A 14,860-nucleotide genomic window follows, 5' to 3' on the forward strand; every position below is an offset into this window, starting at 1 on the left:
ACGCCACGAGCGGTGCCCCAGCCACACTCTCGGACGACGGAGTGTGGGTGGGACACCGCTCGGCGGGGAGAACAGGCGGGCGGCGGACGTCAGTCCTTGATCTCGCAGATGACCGCGCCGTTGGTGACGGTGGCGCCGACCTCGGCCTGGAGGCCGGTGACGGTGCCGGCCTTGTGGGCCTTGAGGGGCTGCTCCATCTTCATCGCCTCCATGACCACGATGACGTCGCCCTCGGCGACGGTGGCGCCCTCGTCGACCGCGACCTTGACGATGGTGCCCTGCATGGGGGAGGTGACGGCGTCGCCGGAGGCCGCGGCGCCGGCCTTCTTCGCCGAGCGCTTGCCGGCCTTCTTCGCACCGCCGCCGGCGCCGCCGACCGCCAGTCCGCCGAGCCCGGCCGGGAGGACGACCTCGAGGCGGCGGCCGCCGACCTCGACGGTGACCTTCTGCCGCTCGCCGGCCTCCTCGCCCTCGGCGACGTCGCCGGAGTAGGGCTCGAGCTGGTTGTCGAACTCGGTCTCGATCCACTGCGTGTAGACGGTGAACTCGCCCTCGCCGGACGGGGTCGACGCGCCGACGTAGGCCGGGTCGGAGACCACGGCTCGGTGGAACGGGATCACGGTCGGCATGCCGTCGACGACGAACTCGTCGAGGGCGCGGCGCGAGCGCTCGAGCGCCTGGGTGCGGGTGGTGCCGGTGACGATGAGTTTGGCGATGAGGGAGTCGAACGAGCCGGGGACGGTCTCGCCGTTCTCGTAGCCGCCGTCGAGGCGTACGCCCGGACCCGACGGCGGCGACCACGCCGAGAGGGTGCCGGGTGCGGGCATGAAGTTGCGGCCGCCGTCCTCGGCGTTGATGCGGAACTCGATGGAGTGGCCGCGGATCTCGGGGTCGTCGTAGCCGAGCTCCTCGCCGGCCGCGATGCGGAACATCTCGCGGACCAGGTCGATGCCGGTGACCTCCTCGGAGACGCAGTGCTCGACCTGGAGGCGGGTGTTGACCTCGAGGAACGAGATGGTGCCGTCCTGCGCGACGAGGAACTCGCACGTGCCGGCGCCGTGGTAGCCGGCCTCCTTGAGGATCCGCTTGGAGGAGTCGTAGAGCTCGGCGAGCTGGGCGTCGGTGAGGAACGGCGCGGGCGCCTCCTCGACCAGCTTCTGGTTGCGCCGCTGCAGGGAGCAGTCGCGGGTGGAGACGACGACGACGTTGCCGTGCTGGTCGGCCAGGCACTGGGTCTCGACGTGGCGCGGCTTGTCGAGGAACTTCTCGACCAGGCACTCGCCGCGACCGAACGCCGTCACGGCCTCGCGGACCGCGGACTCGTAGGCGTCGGGGATCTCCTCGAGCGTGCGGGCGACCTTGAGGCCGCGCCCGCCGCCGCCGAAGACGGCCTTGATCGCCACCGGCAGGCCGTTGGCCTTCGCGAACTCGACGACCTCGTCGGCGTCGGCGACGGGGTCCTTGGTGCCGGGGGCGAGCGGGGCGTTGGCGCGGTCGGCGATGTGCTTGGCCTTCGCCTTGTCGCCCAGCGCCTCGATCGCGGCGGGCGGAGGGCCGATCCAGACGAGCCCGGCGTCGATGACGGCCTGGGCGAAGTCGGCGTTCTCGGCGAGGAAGCCGTAGCCGGGGTGCACAGAATCAGCGCCGGAGTCGGTGGCGACCTTGATGATCTTGGCGATGTCGAGGTAGGAGTCGGCCGGCGTCGCGCCGCCGAGGGAGTGGGCCTCGTCGGCGAGCCGCACGTGGAGCGCGTCGCGGTCGGGCTCGGCGTAGACCGCCACGGAGCCGATGCCGGCGTCCTTGCAGGCGCGGATGACGCGGACGGCGATCTCGCCGCGGTTGGCGATGAGGACCTTCTTCAAGCTCACGCGGGACTCCTGGCGGTGACACGGGATGGGGCGGCCGGGTGGCCGGGGTGGCGTACCGCTGGGCAGGCTACCGCGACCCGAGCACGGCCCGACCGACAGCATGGTGCAACGGACGTACGACGCGTCCGAAGGCGATGCCGACGGCCAGCGAGGCCCCCAGCGCGAGCCACGGGTGGCCGGCGTCCTCGAGTGCGGGGTAGACCTGCCAGTGGGTGAGGTAGATGAACAGGCTCGCGCCCGCGAGCACGCCCGCAGCCCGCGCCAGCCGCGCGGGCACCGGCACGTGCGGCAGCCACAGCATCAGCAGGAAGCCGCCCAGCACGATCGCCTCGCGGTGCGGCTGGCCGAAGAACCCGACGGTCAGCGCGGTCGCCAGCGCGGACACGAGCAGGCGGCGCCGGGTGCTGTCAGCCCGGGCGCCCGCCCAGCCGAGCGCGAAGAAGAAGGCCACCACGAGCGTGGTGTAGCGCTCGGTGTGGCCCGCGCGCAGGCCGACCTCGGCGAATCGCGCGAGCGCGGCGAGCGCGAGCACGGCGAGCGCGAAGCGGAACGGGTCGCGCCGCTCGAGGCGGTGCAGGGCCGGCACGCAGGTGAGCGCGAGCGCGCCGACGGTGAGCCAGACGAGCGACTCGAGGAACCACAGCTGCCACCGGTCGTCCCACTCCGAGGAGCTCACCAGCTCGCGCACGAAGAACGTGGTGGCCCAGTCATAGCTGCCGAGGACGAGCGCGACGGTCCCGACCCACAGCACCGACGGCACGACCAGCTGCGACAGCCCGGCGAGGCCGTGGCGCAGCCGGACGCCGGCGCCACCGGCGGCGGAGAGCTGGAAGCGGGCGAAGTTGAAGCCGGCGAGGGCCAGCAGCAGGTGGGCGCCGCCCTCGAGGCGGACCAGGTCGACGTGGCTGGCGACCACGAAGAGGATCGCCAGTGCCCGCAGGGCGACCGTCGTGTCGAGGCGGGCCCAGCGCCGGCGGGAGCGGACCCGGCCGCGCCCGCCTCGTCGGCCAGCCGCTGGAGCTCGCCCACGGTGCGGGTGTGCCAGCCGGCCGGGAGGCCGCCGGGGAGGTGGTCGGCGAGGCGCGTGGCGAGCTCGACGTAGGACAGCGAGTCGCCGCCGAGGGCGACGAACGAGTCGTCGGGGCCGGCGTCCGGGCGGCCCAGCACGCGCGCGAAGTCGGCCCGTACGTCCCGGGTCGCGCGGTCCGCGGCCGGCCCGCGGGTCGCGGCCTCCTCGGTCGCGGCGAGCCCGAGCAGCGCGGCGCGGTCGACCTTGCCGCTGGCGGTGAGCGGATCCTCGGCGAGCAGGTGCACGACGACGGCGTGGGCCGGCACGCCGCACTGGTCGGTGACGAGGGTGCGGGCGGCGCCGCGGTGCCGCCCGTGGCGCAGGAACACGTGCACGGCGCGGTCGGTCGCGACCACCCGGGCGTGGCGGTCGACCTCGGCGGCGAGGTGGCGCTCGACGGCGTCGAGGTCGAGGCGCAGGCCGAAGACCTTGCCGTAGCGGTTGCGCCGGCCGACGACCTCGAACAGCCCGTCGACCTCGCGCGCGAGGTCCCCGGTGCGCAGGTCCTCGACCTCGCGGCCGCGGGCCAGGTCGGCGGGGGCGTGCGCGTAGCCGAGCATCACGTTGGGCCCGGAGTAGCAGAGCTCGCCGACCCCGGGGCGCTCGTCGACCGACTCGTCGAGCCAGAGCCGGCCGCCGGGCACGGCGACGCCGATCGCGCCGGGGTGGTCCTCGGCCAGGTCGGGCGGCAGCCACGCCATCCGGGCGGTCGCCTCGGTGGCGCCGTACATCACGACGAGGTCCCAGCCGCGCTCGCGGCCGGTGCGGCTCCAGTGGCGTACGGCCTCGGGCGCGAGCCGTCCGCCCGCCTGGGTGACCTGCCGCAGCGTCGGGAGGTCGCGGTCGGCGAACCCGCTCGCGTCGAGCAGGTCGAAGGTGTGCGGGACGCCGGCGAGGCTGGTGGCACCGCTGCGGGCGAAGAGGTCCCAGAAGCACTCGTCGACCACGCTCAGGTCGGTCAGCACCACGCTGGCGCCGGCGACGAGGTGGGAGTGCAGGACCGAGAGGCCGTAGCAGTAGTGCAGCGGGAGCGCGGTGATCGCGCGGTCGTCGGGGCCGAGACGGAGGTAGTCGGCGATCGCGGCGGCGTTGCTGGCGACGTTGTCGCGCGAGAGCCGCACCAGCTTGGGCGAGCCGGTGGTGCCGGACGTGCTGAGCAGCAGCGCGAGGTCGGGGTGCAGGTCGTGCGCGCTGGTCGCGCGGCGCACGTCGTCGGGCTCCCCGGACACGCAGACCACGTCGGGGTCGTAGGCCGCGACCACCGCGTCGCGCTGGGCGGGGCGGGCGTCGGGCACGACGAGGGCGACGTGGCCGTGCTGGAGCGCGGCGAGGTAGGCGACCAGGGCGTCGAGCCGGTTGGCGCCCTCCACCAGCACGAGCCGTCGCGCCGGACCCCAGGCCCGCGCGCGGTCGGCGACCCGTCGGGCCAGGTCTGCGTGGCTGAGGGTGCGGTCGCCGACGACCACCGCCGGTGCGTTGCCGGCGGGGGCGTGGTCGAGCACCGGCCGCGCCGACGGCCGGGTGGGCGTGAGCGTCACGTCAGCGCGGGGGGAGCGGCGGGGCGGTAGGCGCGGACCAGGCCGGTCACGCGGAGGTGCACGGTGTCGCCGGTGGCCGGGTGGCGTACGCCCGCCATGCGGGCGAGGACCGACGTGCCGTCGTCGAGACGGACCTGCACGGCGCAGTCGTGGCCGTAGTAGCTGAGCTCCTCGACCGTGCCGCGGACGCCCTCGGCGTGGGCGAGGTCGACGTAGATCTGCTCGGGGCGGATCATCAGCGACACCGGTCCGGAGCCGGGCTCGGTGAGGACCACCTCGCCGAGCGCGCACTGCGCGCGGCTCGCGGTGGCGGTGCCGGGGAGGACCACGGCGCGGCCGACGAACTCCGCGACCTGCGGGTCGGAGGGGGAGAGGTAGACCTCGCTCGGGCTCGCCGACTGCACCAGCCGGCCCGAGCGCATCACCGCGACCTGGTCGGCGAGGGACAGCGCCTCGTTCTGGTCGTGGGTGACGAGCAGCGCGGTCGTGTTGCTCGCCGCGAGGGCGCGGCGCACGGCCAGGGAGGTGGTGCCGCGCAGGCTGGCGTCGAGGGAGGAGAACGGTTCGTCCAGCAGCACCACCGCGGGCTTGGGGGCGAGCGACCGGGCGAGGGCGACCCGCTGCTGCTGGCCTCCGGAGAGCTCGTCGGGGCGACGGTGCCGGAAGTCGGCGGGGAGCTCGACGAGGTCGAGCATCTCCGCGACGCGGTCGTCGCGCTCGCGCCCGCGCTCCTCGCGCGGCAGGCCGAAGGCGATGTTGGCGGCGACGTCGAGGTGGGGGAACAGCGCGCCCTCCTGCGGGACGTAGCCCACCCGGCGCACCTGCGGCGGCATCGGCTTCACGCCGTCGCCGGCGACGACGGTGTCGCCGAACGCGATGGTGCCGGCGTCGGGCAGCAGGAAGCCCGCGATCAGGCGCAGCAGGGTCGTCTTGCCGCAGCCGGACGGGCCGAGGACGGTCGTGAACGACCCGTGCGGGACCTGCAGCGACACCTCGTCGACGGCACGCGTGGACGTACGGCCGGGGCCGCCCGCCGCGAACGTCTTGGTGACGCCGGTGATCGTCAGGGAGCTCATGGGGTGGCCTCCTGGAGGGAGAGTCGCTCCTGCCGCATGAGCAGCACCGTCGCGGGGATCGAGACGAGCACCAGCAGGAGGGCGTAGGGGGCGGCTGCTCCGTAGCGGAGCTCGGAGGACGCCGACCAGAACTCGGTGGCCAGGGTCCGGGTGCCGATCGGGGAAAGCATCAGCGTGGCGGTCAGCTCGGTGGAGATGGCGAGGAACACCAGTGCGGCGCCGGCGCCGAGGCTGGGGGCGATGAGCGGCAGGGTGACCCGGCGCGCGGTGGCGAGCGGCCCGGTGCCGAGGCTGTGGGCGACGTCGTCGAGCACCGCCGGGGCCTGCTCCAGCCCGGCGCGGACGGTGACGACCGCACGTGGGAGGAAGAGGATGACGTAGGCCGCCACGAGCAGCGCGGCGGTCTGGTAGACCGGCGGCACGAGGCGCAGCGACGCGACCACGAGGGCCAGGCCTACGACGATGCCGGGCAGGGCGTTGGCGACGTAGGTGCTGCGCTCGATCAGGGTGGAGACCCGTCCGCGGTGGCGCACCGCGAGCCAGACGACCGGCACGGCGGCCACGGTCGCCGCGATCGCGCCGGCGAGCGCGAGGACGACGGTGGCGACCAGGGCCTCGGTGAGGTCGGCGAGCGGGAACTCGGTCGAGGTGCCCACCACGAGCCAGCGCACGAGGGACCAGGCCGGGACGCCGACCGCCAGCGCCACCACGCCGGCGAGGACCCCGAGCGTCGGCCAGCGCCACGCCCCGAGGGACAGCGGCACGCTGCTCCGGGCCGCGCCGCGTCCGACCCGGGCGTACCGACGGTCGCCGCGCAGCCGCAGCTCGGCGAGCAGCAGGACGAGGCAGAGCAGGACCAGCACGCCGGCCATCGCGGTCGCGGCGGCGCCGTTGAAGGTCGAGCCGTACTGGTCGTAGATCGCGGTCGTGAAGGTCGGGAAGCGCAGCAGCGACAGCGCACCGAACTCCGCCAGGAGGTGGAGGCCGACCAGCAGCGCACCGCCCAGCAGCGCCGGGCGCAGCTGAGGCAGCACGACGGTCGCCAGCGTGCGGGCGCGGGAGTGCCCGAGCGACCACGCCGACTCCTCCAGCGCCGGGTCGAGCCGGCGCAGCATCGCGACCACGGGCAGGTAGACGAGCGGGTAGTAGGACAGCGTCACGACCAGGAACGCCCCGCCGAAGCCGTGGACGCTGCGGTCGAGCGAGACCCAGGCGTAGCCGTTGACGAACGCCGGGACCGCGAGCGGTGCGACGAGCAGGCCGTGCCAGGCGCGCCGCCCCGGCAGGTCGGTGCGCTCGACGAGGACCGCCAGCACGACGCCGAGGGCGGCGGTCGCGGCCATGCAGGCCCCGGCGAGGGTGAGGGTGTTGCGCAGCAGCTCGCCGATCCGCGGGCGGGCCAGGAGCTGCCAGAGGTCGACGGGGCCGATCACCACGACGTAGGTCGCGACGTAGCCCAGCGGGACGAGCGCGAGCAGCGCGACGACCGCCCCCGCTGCCAGCAGCAGGGGCGGTGTGCGGCGCTCGGTGGCGCTCAGAGCAGTCCGGCCTCGGTCATCAGGTCGGTGACCTGCGGGCCGTTGAGGCTCGCCACGTCGACCTGCGGCGGGTCGAGCTCGTCGAACGGCTTCACGTCGGGGTTGAGGCTCGCGTCGGGGTTGAGCGGGTACTCCAGGGCGTACGACTCGGCCATCGCCTGCTGGGCCTCGGTGCCGGTGAGCCAGGTGATGAACTCCTCGGCGGCGTCCTGGTGCTCGCTGCTGGCGAGCATGCCGGCGCCGGAGATGCTCACGAACGCGCCGGGGTCCTGGTTGCCGAAGAAGTGGAGCGCGGAGCTGTCGGAGTCCGAGCCGTTCTCCTCTCGGTCGCGGTACCAGTAGTAGTGGTAGGCGATGCCGGCGTCGACCTCGCCGGAGTCGACGGACTGCATGACGACGAGGTTGTTCTGGACGATCTCGCCGTTCTCCTTCAGCCCGGCCAGCCAGTCGGCCGTGGCCTGCTCGCCCTCGAGCTCGAGGACGGCGGAGACGATCGCCTGGAAGTCGGCACCCGTCGGCGAGAAGGCGACGCGGCCCTTCCACTCGGGCTTCGCGAAGTCCAGGATCGAGGCGGGCATGTCGGCCTCGGTCATCGAGTCCGTGTTGTACATCGCGACGGTCGAGCGGGCGAGGAAGCCGGTCCACGTCCGGTCGGCCGGGACGTACTGGTCGGGGATCGTCGCGGTCGCGCTGTCGGGCAGCTCGGCGAACAGGCCGGCGTTGTCGACGATGCTCATGGCCGGGGAGTTCTCGGTGAGGAACACGTCGGCGGGGGAGTCCTCGCCCTCCTCGACGATCTGGTTGGCCATCTCGAGGTCCTTGCCGTTGCGCAGCTCGACGTCGAGGCCCGACTCCTCCTCGAACAGCGGCACCAGCTCGTCGAGCAGCTGCTCGTGCTGGGCGTTGTAGACGACCAGATCGGGGGAGCTGAACAGGCCGCACCCGGTCAGGGTGGAGGCGGTCAGGGTGACCGCGGCCAGCGAGACGGCGGCGCGGCGCAGGGTCGGACGCGAGGAAGACGACACGAGGGATCCTTTTGTTTGCTTAGGCTCACCTAACTCTAGCGCCGCGCACCGTGCGGGACGGAATCGGGCCCGCCCGCCCGGACGGCCACGGCATGGGCTGGGTCACACCGAGGGTTAGCGATCGCTAACCTCGGCCGGTATCCTCGCGGTCATGACCTTCGAGCTGTCCCCCGAGCACGAGCAGTTCCGCCGCAGCGTCCGCGACTTCGCCGAGGCCGAGATCGCCCCGCACGCCGCCCAGTGGGACCGCGACCACCACTTCCCGACCGACGTCGTGCAGAAGATGGGCGCGCTCGGGCTGATGGGCCTCACCGCGCCGGAGGAGTTCGGCGGCGCCGGGATGGCCGGGGAGGACGGCGGCTTCACCTCGCTGTGCCTGGCGATCGAGGAGATCGGGCGGGTCGACCAGTCGATGGGCATCACGCTCGAGGCCGCGGTCGGGCTGGGCATCAACCCGATCCTCACCTACGGCACCGACGAGCAGAAGAAGACCTGGCTGCCCGACCTCGTCGCCGGCGAGAAGCTGGCCGGCTTCGGCCTCACCGAGCCCGGTGCCGGCTCCGACGCCGGGGCGACCCGCACCAAGGCGGTCCTCGAGGACGGCGAGTGGGTCGTCAACGGGGCCAAGCAGTTCATCACCAACTCCGGCTCCTCGATCACGTCGGTCGTGACGGTCACCGCCCGCACCGGCGAGCGCGCCGACGGCCGCCCGGAGATCTCGACGATCATCGTCCCGTCCGGGACGCCCGGCTTCACCGCCGAGAAGGCCTACGACAAGCTCGGCTGGCACGCCTCCGACACCCACCCGCTGTCCTTCTCCGACGCCCGCGTGCCGGAGTCGAACCTGCTCGGCGAGCGCGGTCGCGGCTACGCCCAGTTCCTCGCCACCCTCGACGACGGCCGCGTCGCGATCGCCGCGCTCGCGGTCGGCTGCATCCAGGCCTGCCTCGACCTGTCGCTGCAGTACGCCGGCGAGCGGCAGACCTTCGGCGGCCCGATCGGTCGCAAGCAGGGCCTCGCCTTCCAGGTCTCCGACCTGCAGGTCATGCTCGACGCCTCGCGCCTGCTGACCTACAAGGCGGCTGCCATGAAGGACGCGATGGACGCCGGCAAGGACGTCTCGATGGCCGCCTTCAAGCAGGCTGCCGCCGTCGCCAAGCTCTACACCACCGAGTCGGCCGTGACCGCGACCCGCATCGCCACCCAGGTCTTCGGCGGCTACGGCTTCATGGAGGAGTACCCGGTCGTCCGGTTCTACCGCGACGCCAAGGTGCTCGAGATCGGCGAGGGCACCTCCGAGGTCCAGCGGATGCTCATCGCCCGGGGGCTCGGCCTGCCGGTCGAGTGAGGGGACTCCCCGCGACGGTGGAGCACCCGGCCGGACCTAGCGGCCGCGGGCTCCACTGATCTCCCCCTCCCGACGGATCCCGGCGGGGCGCGGGCGTCGTACCCTCGCCCCCATGCCCCGCCTGAGCCAGCGCCTGAGCCAGCGCCTGCTCGACTGGTTCGGCGTGGACGACGCGTGGGAGCGACCGCGCCCGCCGGTCGGGCGCCCGGACGCGGTGCTCGCCCTCACGGTGGAGTCGGTGAGCCTGCTCGCGCTCGAGCTGGTCCGCAGCTCCGGCGGCTTCGAGCACACCGACGTCCCGGTCTGGGCGCAGTGGCTGGCGGTCTCCAGCGGCGCCGCGCTGCTGCTCGGTCGCCGGCGCTGGCCGCTCACGGTGGCGCTCCTGGCGGCCGCGCACATGTTCGTCGCGGGCGTCACGATGCCCGAGGTGATGGGTCAGCTCTCGCTGCAGATCGTCTACTTCGTCGCCCTGCTGTCCGGGGTCGCGTGGGCCCGCGACCGCCGGGCGATGGTGGTCGTCGTCGGCACCATCGTGCTGTTCATGTTCGCCTGGATCGGGTGGCAGTTCGCCCTCGGCTCCTCGATCCAGGAGTGGCTCGACGACGAGGACCTGAGCGAGCAGATCGGGGTGTTCCCCCCGATCCCGGCCGCGATCGCCATCACCTTGCTGATCAACGTCATCTACTTCGGCGGCGCGATCGTCGGCGGCGGCGTGTCCTGGCGGGCCGCGCGCCAGCGCCACCGGCTCCAGGAGCAGGCCAGCACCATCGCCGCCCAGGCCGGACGGCTGCGCGAGCAGGCCGTCGTCGACGAGCGGCTCAGGATCGCCCGCGAGCTCCACGACGTGGTCGCGCACGGGGTGTCCGCGATGGGCATCCAGGCCGGCGCCGCCCGCCGCGTCCTCGACCGCGACCCCGACGCCGCTCGCCGGGCGCTCGCGAACGTCGAGGACGCCTCCCGGGACGCCGTGACCCAGATGCGGCTGCTGCTCGGCACGCTGCGCGAGGGCGTCGGTGACCGGGCCGACGCCCCCGCCGACGACGCCGCGCGGGCGCCCGGGGCGACCGTCGCCGACCTCCCGTCGCTGGTCGCCGCCGTATCGGGGGAGGGCCTGTCGGTCAGCCTCGACGTGGTGCCCGACTGCGAGGTCGTCGCCGAACGCGTGCCGCGCGGCGTCGGGCTCGCGGTCTACCGCACCGTGCAGGAGGCGCTCGCCAACGTGCGCCGTCACTCCACCGCCGACGCCGTCTCGGTGGTGGTGCGGGTCGACGCGGAGGGCTCCTACGCCGAGGTGGAGGTGGTCGACAACGGGCGCTCGCGACACGGCACCTCGGGCAGCGGCCTGGGGCAGCTCGGCATCCGCGAGCGCGCCGCGACCCACGGGGGGCACGTCGAGATCGGGCCGCGCGTCACCGGCGGCTACCGCGTCCGGGTGCGCTACCCGCTGGAGGGCCGGTGACCGAGCCGCTGAAGGTCCTGCTCGTCGACGACCACGCCATGGTGCGCTCCGGCTTCGCGATGGTGCTGTCGGTCGAGGACGACATCGAGGTGGTGGGCGAGGCGGCCGACGGGCTCCAGGCGCTGGAGCGGGCCCGTGAGGCACGACCCGACGTGGTGCTCATGGACGTCCAGATGCCGCGGATGGACGGGATCGAGGCCACCGGTCACCTGGTCGCCGAGGACCTCGGCCGCGTCGTCATCGTCACCACCTTCGACCGCGACGACTACCTCTTCGCAGCCCTCGAGGCGGGCGCGAGCGGGTTCCTGCTCAAGAACGCCGGCCCGGAGCAGCTGCTCGACGCCGTCCGCGCGGCCGGGCGCGGCCACGCGCTCCTCGCGCCGGAGGTGACCCGTCGGGTGATCGGCAAGATGGCCGCCGCGCGGTCGGGGACCGGCGCGGAGCGCCCCGAGCCGGCGGAGCTCGCCCGGCTCACCGCGCGCGAGCGGGAGGTGCTCGTGCTCCTCGGCCGCGGGCTGTCCAACGGCGAGGTGGCGGCCGAGCTCGTGCTGGGCGAGGCGACGGTCAAGACGCACGTGTCGAACGTGCTCGCCAAGCTGCACCTGCGCGACCGGGTGCAGGCCGTCGTCTTCGCCTACGAGGCCGGCCTCATCCACCCGACGGACTGACGGTTCCGTCGCGCGGGGGATCCCGCGGACGGCGCGCGCGCCTAGCGTCGTCGTCATGTTGGAGATCAGGGAGCTCACCAGGCGGTTCGGCGACGCCACGGCAGTCGACCACGTGTCCTTCGAGGTGCCGGCCGGTCAGATGACCGGCTTCGTCGGCGCCAACGGCGCGGGCAAGACCACGACCATGCGGATGGTCATGGGCGTGCTCGGCATCGACGAGGGCGAGGTGCTGTGGCAGGGCCGTCCGATCACGCGGCTCGACCGCCGCTCGATCGGCTACATGCCGGAGGAGCGCGGCCTCTACCCCAAGCAACCGATCCTCGACCAGCTCGTCTACGTCGCCCAGCTCAAGGGCATGGCGCGCACCGCCGCCCGCGCGGAGGTCACCGACCTGCTCGAGCGGTTCGGCCTGGGCGAGCGCGCCAAGGACCACCTGGAGAAGCTGTCGCTGGGCAACCAGCAGCGGGTCCAGATCATCGCGTCGGTGCTGCCGCGCCCCGCGGCGCTGGTGCTCGACGAGCCGTTCTCCGGCCTCGACCCGGTGGCCGTCGACTCGATGGTCGACCTGCTGCGCGAGTACACCCGCGACGGCGTGCCCGTGCTGTTCTCCAGCCACCAGCTCGACCTCGTCGAGCGCCTGTGCGACCGGCTGGTCGTGCTGGCCCAGGGACGCCGGGTCGCCGCCGGGACGGTGTCGGAGCTGCGCGACGCGGGGGTGCCGCGCTTCCGGCTCGTCCTCGGCGGCGACGCCGGTTGGGTCCGCGACCACACCGGCCTCGACGTCCTCGACCTCGACGGCAGCACCGCGCTGGTCGAGGTCCACCACGAGGGCGCCGAGCAGCAGCTGATCACCGAGGCGACCCGCAGGGGCGCCGTCCACGAGTTCGTCCGGGTCCGCCCGGCGCTCAGCGAGATCTACCGGGAGGCCACCGCATGAGCACCGCACCGCACGACCAGCACGAGGCACGTCCGGCCGCCGCACGCAGCGACGAGCCCGCCTGGCTCCTCGTCACCAAGCGCGAGGTCGTCTCGCGCATCACCGACAAGTCGTTCGTCATCGGCACCGTCCTCATGGTCGCGATGATCGTCGGCGTCCTCGGGTTCACCGCCTGGCAGGACGGGCGCACCAACGAGGTCACCCTCGCGGTCACCCCCGACGCCGTCGCGATGGGCGAGGCCGTGGTCGACCTCGGCCCTGACGTCGACGAGAAGGTCGACGTGACCCTCGTCGACGTCGACGACGCGGACGCCGCCGAGGCGCTGCTCACCGAGGGCGAGGCCGACGCCTGGCTGCACCCCGTCGACGACGGGTGGGAGCTGACCACCGAGTCGAGCGAGGACGGCTCGCTCACCGACGTGGTGACCGCCGTGGTGCGCCAGCAGGTGCTGGCCGACAACGCCGCCGGGACCGGCGTGACCCTCGACCAGCTCGAGGCGGGCAGCACCGTCAGCACCGACTTCGTGCGCGGCGACGCGGAGAAGGCGGCGGTGGCCGAGGTGGTCGGCTTCGTCTTCGTCTTCCTCTTCTACTTCGCCGCGCTCGTCTTCGGCATGCAGCTGGCCAACTCGGTGATCGAGGAGAAGCAGAGCCGGATCGTGGAGATCATCGCCGCCGCCATCCCGCTGCGGCAGCTGCTCGCCGGCAAGGTGCTCGGCAACACCGCCCTGGCCCTGATCCAGGTCCTCGTCTACGCCGTCGTCGGACTGATCGGCATGTCGTTCACGTCCTACAAGTCCTTCGTCCCCGACCTCTCCGGGCCGGCCGCGTGGTTCATCGCGTTCTTCCTGGCCGGGTTCGTGGCGCTGGCCTGCCTCTGGGCGGTCGCCGGGTCGCTGGCCTCGCGCACCGAGGACCTGCAGGCGACCTCGACGCCCCTGACGATGCTGATGCTGGTGATGTTCTTCGGCGGCCTGTCGCTGGAGGGCCGCGCCCAGGTGATCGCGTCGTACGTCCCGCCGGTGTCCGCGGTCGTGATGCCCAAGCGGATCCTCGCCGGTGGCGTCGAGTGGTGGGAGCCGCTGCTCGCGCTGGGGCTGCTGGCCGCGTTCGCGGCGGTCACCGTCTGGGCGGGCGAGCGGCTCTACCGCCGGGCGCTGCTGCAGACCGGTGGCCGGGTCACCCTGCGCCAGGCGTGGTCCGCCGCGGAGTGACCCGCGCACCTCACCAGAGGTGCAGCAGCGACGAGGTCCCGGCCACGACGGCCCAGAACCGCACGCCCCGACCGATCAGGCCGGTGGCGATGAAGATCCAGAAGTTGACCCGCAGGGTCCCGGCGAGGACCGCGGTGACGGCGTAGGGCGGGAAGCCCGTCGCCGCCGAGAACAGCAGAAGGCCGGCCGTGAACCACGGCCGGCCTTCTGCGCGTGCGTGCCACTTGTCCAGGGACGCCTGCGCCTTCGGCTTCTGCAGCTGGCGGTGCACCCACGGGGCGCGGTCGACGTGCATGCCGCCCCAGTACCAGAGGATCTTCCCGATCATCTGCCCGATCGTCGCCGCGACGACGAGCCCCCAGAAGTGGGTCGGAGCCTGGGTGATCGCACCACCGAGGAACAGCTCGATGTTGATCAGGGGAACGAGGGCGGAGGCGATGGAGACGCCCAGCACGCTCCAGAAGAGCATCAGGCCGGGGTCCCCGGGACCGGGAGCCCGATGCGGACCAGGCGGTGCAGCGAGACGCACTTGAGCACCAGCAGGGCCGAGGCGATCACCAGGCCGACCCACATCCAGCCGGTGACCAGCAGCAGCACCGCGAAGAGCGCGCTGTTGACGGCCTTGGCGGGCTTCGACCAGTTCCACAGCCAGGTCGGACGGTCGACCACGAAGAAGTAGTTGGGGCTGCGCACCGGCCAGGCCAGGAAGGCGATCGACAGGAAGCAGTCGACGACCATGAACTCGGCGAGGTAGACGAAGATCGCGGGGGAGAGGTCCGGCTGGAGCCACGCGAGGCCGACGTAGAAGGCAGCGGCGTTGAGCCGGTCGCACATGATGTCGAGGACGGCGCCGATGCGGGTCTCGCAGTCGCGCACCCGTGCGTAGAAGCCGTCCAGCATGTCGCCGACCCAGTAGACGACCAGCGCCACGACGAGCAGCGTCAGGCTCTGCTGGTGGGCGGCGACGGCGGCCAGCACGACGGAGGCGACGGTGCGGACCGCCGTGATCACGGTGGCGCCGGTCAGCAGTCGCTCCTCGCGGACGCCGTACCGGTCGTCGGGGTCGCTGACAGGCTGCGCCTGCACCCCTCCCAGCAGCACGTTCCCCACGTCCGTGATG

At 73.2% G+C, this 14,860-nt stretch carries 12 protein-coding genes and 1 pseudogene; 5 read left to right on the plus strand and 8 right to left on the minus strand.

Annotated elements, in window-relative coordinates; translation table 11 throughout:
- Positions 1-89: 89 nt before the first annotated feature.
- The 6 genes and pseudogenes from LN652_RS18520 to LN652_RS18545 form a co-directional block, all read right to left on the minus strand.
- Positions 90-1,868: an acetyl/propionyl/methylcrotonyl-CoA carboxylase subunit alpha gene (locus LN652_RS18520; protein ID WP_230442058.1), complete on the minus strand. Its 1,779-nt coding sequence runs from the start codon at positions 1,866-1,868 to the stop codon at positions 90-92.
- A gap of 67 nt (positions 1,869-1,935) precedes the next feature.
- Positions 1,936-2,784, minus strand: a complete 849-nt coding sequence (locus LN652_RS18525) for an acyltransferase family protein (protein WP_329958444.1) — start codon at positions 2,782-2,784, stop codon at positions 1,936-1,938.
- A 194-nt stretch (positions 2,785-2,978) separates the two neighbouring features.
- Positions 2,979-4,475, minus strand: a pseudogene (locus LN652_RS18530) (AMP-binding protein); the annotation flags it as partial.
- Positions 4,472-5,551: an ABC transporter ATP-binding protein gene (locus LN652_RS18535; protein WP_230442061.1), complete on the minus strand. Its 1,080-nt coding sequence runs from the start codon at positions 5,549-5,551 to the stop codon at positions 4,472-4,474. The pseudogene LN652_RS18530 and the gene LN652_RS18535, both read right to left, overlap by 4 nt.
- Positions 5,548-6,987: an ABC transporter permease gene (locus tag LN652_RS18540; protein WP_230442062.1), complete on the minus strand. Its 1,440-nt coding sequence runs from the start codon at positions 6,985-6,987 to the stop codon at positions 5,548-5,550. Before LN652_RS18540 ends, LN652_RS18535 begins: the two co-directional genes overlap by 4 nt.
- A gap of 98 nt (positions 6,988-7,085) precedes the next feature.
- Positions 7,086-8,114, minus strand: a complete 1,029-nt coding sequence (locus LN652_RS18545) for an iron ABC transporter substrate-binding protein (RefSeq protein WP_230442063.1) — start codon at positions 8,112-8,114, stop codon at positions 7,086-7,088.
- Between the two features lie 151 nt (positions 8,115-8,265).
- On the opposite strand from LN652_RS18545, the gene LN652_RS18550 reads away from it, so the two are divergent.
- The 5 genes from LN652_RS18550 (at position 8,266) to LN652_RS18570 (ending at position 13,740) form a co-directional block, all read left to right on the plus strand.
- Positions 8,266-9,462, plus strand: a complete 1,197-nt coding sequence (locus LN652_RS18550; protein ID WP_230442064.1) for an acyl-CoA dehydrogenase family protein — start codon at positions 8,266-8,268, stop codon at positions 9,460-9,462.
- A 112-nt stretch (positions 9,463-9,574) separates the two neighbouring features.
- Positions 9,575-10,921 carry a sensor histidine kinase gene (locus LN652_RS18555; RefSeq protein ID WP_230442065.1) on the plus strand — a complete coding sequence of 449 codons (1,347 nt, stop codon included), beginning with the start codon at positions 9,575-9,577 and terminating at the stop codon, positions 10,919-10,921.
- Positions 10,918-11,589, plus strand: coding sequence for a response regulator (locus LN652_RS18560; RefSeq protein ID WP_230442066.1), 672 nt, complete (start codon positions 10,918-10,920; stop codon positions 11,587-11,589). The genes LN652_RS18555 and LN652_RS18560 overlap by 4 nt, the downstream gene beginning before the upstream one ends.
- Positions 11,590-11,644: 55 nt before the next feature.
- Positions 11,645-12,526, plus strand: a complete 882-nt coding sequence (locus LN652_RS18565; RefSeq protein WP_230442067.1) for an ABC transporter ATP-binding protein — start codon at positions 11,645-11,647, stop codon at positions 12,524-12,526.
- A complete protein-coding gene (locus tag LN652_RS18570; RefSeq protein WP_230442068.1) occupies positions 12,523-13,740 on the plus strand; it encodes an ABC transporter permease in 1,218 nt (405 codons plus the stop codon). The genes LN652_RS18565 and LN652_RS18570 overlap by 4 nt, the downstream gene beginning before the upstream one ends.
- Before the next feature lie 10 nt (positions 13,741-13,750).
- On the opposite strand, the gene LN652_RS18575 is transcribed toward LN652_RS18570, so the two are convergent.
- Both LN652_RS18575 and LN652_RS18580 read right to left on the minus strand, forming a co-directional pair.
- Positions 13,751-14,209 (minus strand): VTT domain-containing protein, encoded by a 459-nt coding sequence (locus tag LN652_RS18575; RefSeq protein WP_230442069.1) that lies wholly within the window; start codon positions 14,207-14,209, stop codon positions 13,751-13,753.
- Positions 14,209-14,850: a CDP-alcohol phosphatidyltransferase family protein gene (locus LN652_RS18580; protein WP_230442070.1), complete on the minus strand. Its 642-nt coding sequence runs from the start codon at positions 14,848-14,850 to the stop codon at positions 14,209-14,211. The genes LN652_RS18575 and LN652_RS18580 overlap by 1 nt, the downstream gene beginning before the upstream one ends.
- Between the last annotated feature and the right edge of the window lie 10 nt (positions 14,851-14,860).

It is taken from the genome of Nocardioides okcheonensis (genome assembly GCF_020991065.1).
In the GTDB taxonomy this organism is placed as follows: Bacteria; Actinomycetota; Actinomycetes; order Propionibacteriales; family Nocardioidaceae; genus Nocardioides; species Nocardioides okcheonensis.

Excerpts from the sequence above, each read along its gene's own strand:
- LN652_RS18535 (WP_230442061.1), bottom strand. The coding sequence starts at position 5,551 with ATGAGCTCCCTGACGATCACCGGCGTCACCAAGACGTTCGCGGCGGGC.
- LN652_RS18550 (WP_230442064.1), top strand. The coding sequence starts at position 8,266 with ATGACCTTCGAGCTGTCCCCCGAGCACGAGCAGTTCCGCCGCAGCGTC.
- LN652_RS18555 (WP_230442065.1), top strand. The coding sequence starts at position 9,575 with ATGCCCCGCCTGAGCCAGCGCCTGAGCCAGCGCCTGCTCGACTGGTTC.
- LN652_RS18565 (WP_230442067.1), top strand. The coding sequence starts at position 11,645 with ATGTTGGAGATCAGGGAGCTCACCAGGCGGTTCGGCGACGCCACGGCA.
- LN652_RS18570 (WP_230442068.1), top strand. The coding sequence starts at position 12,523 with ATGAGCACCGCACCGCACGACCAGCACGAGGCACGTCCGGCCGCCGCA.
- LN652_RS18575 (WP_230442069.1), bottom strand. The coding sequence starts at position 14,209 with ATGCTCTTCTGGAGCGTGCTGGGCGTCTCCATCGCCTCCGCCCTCGTT.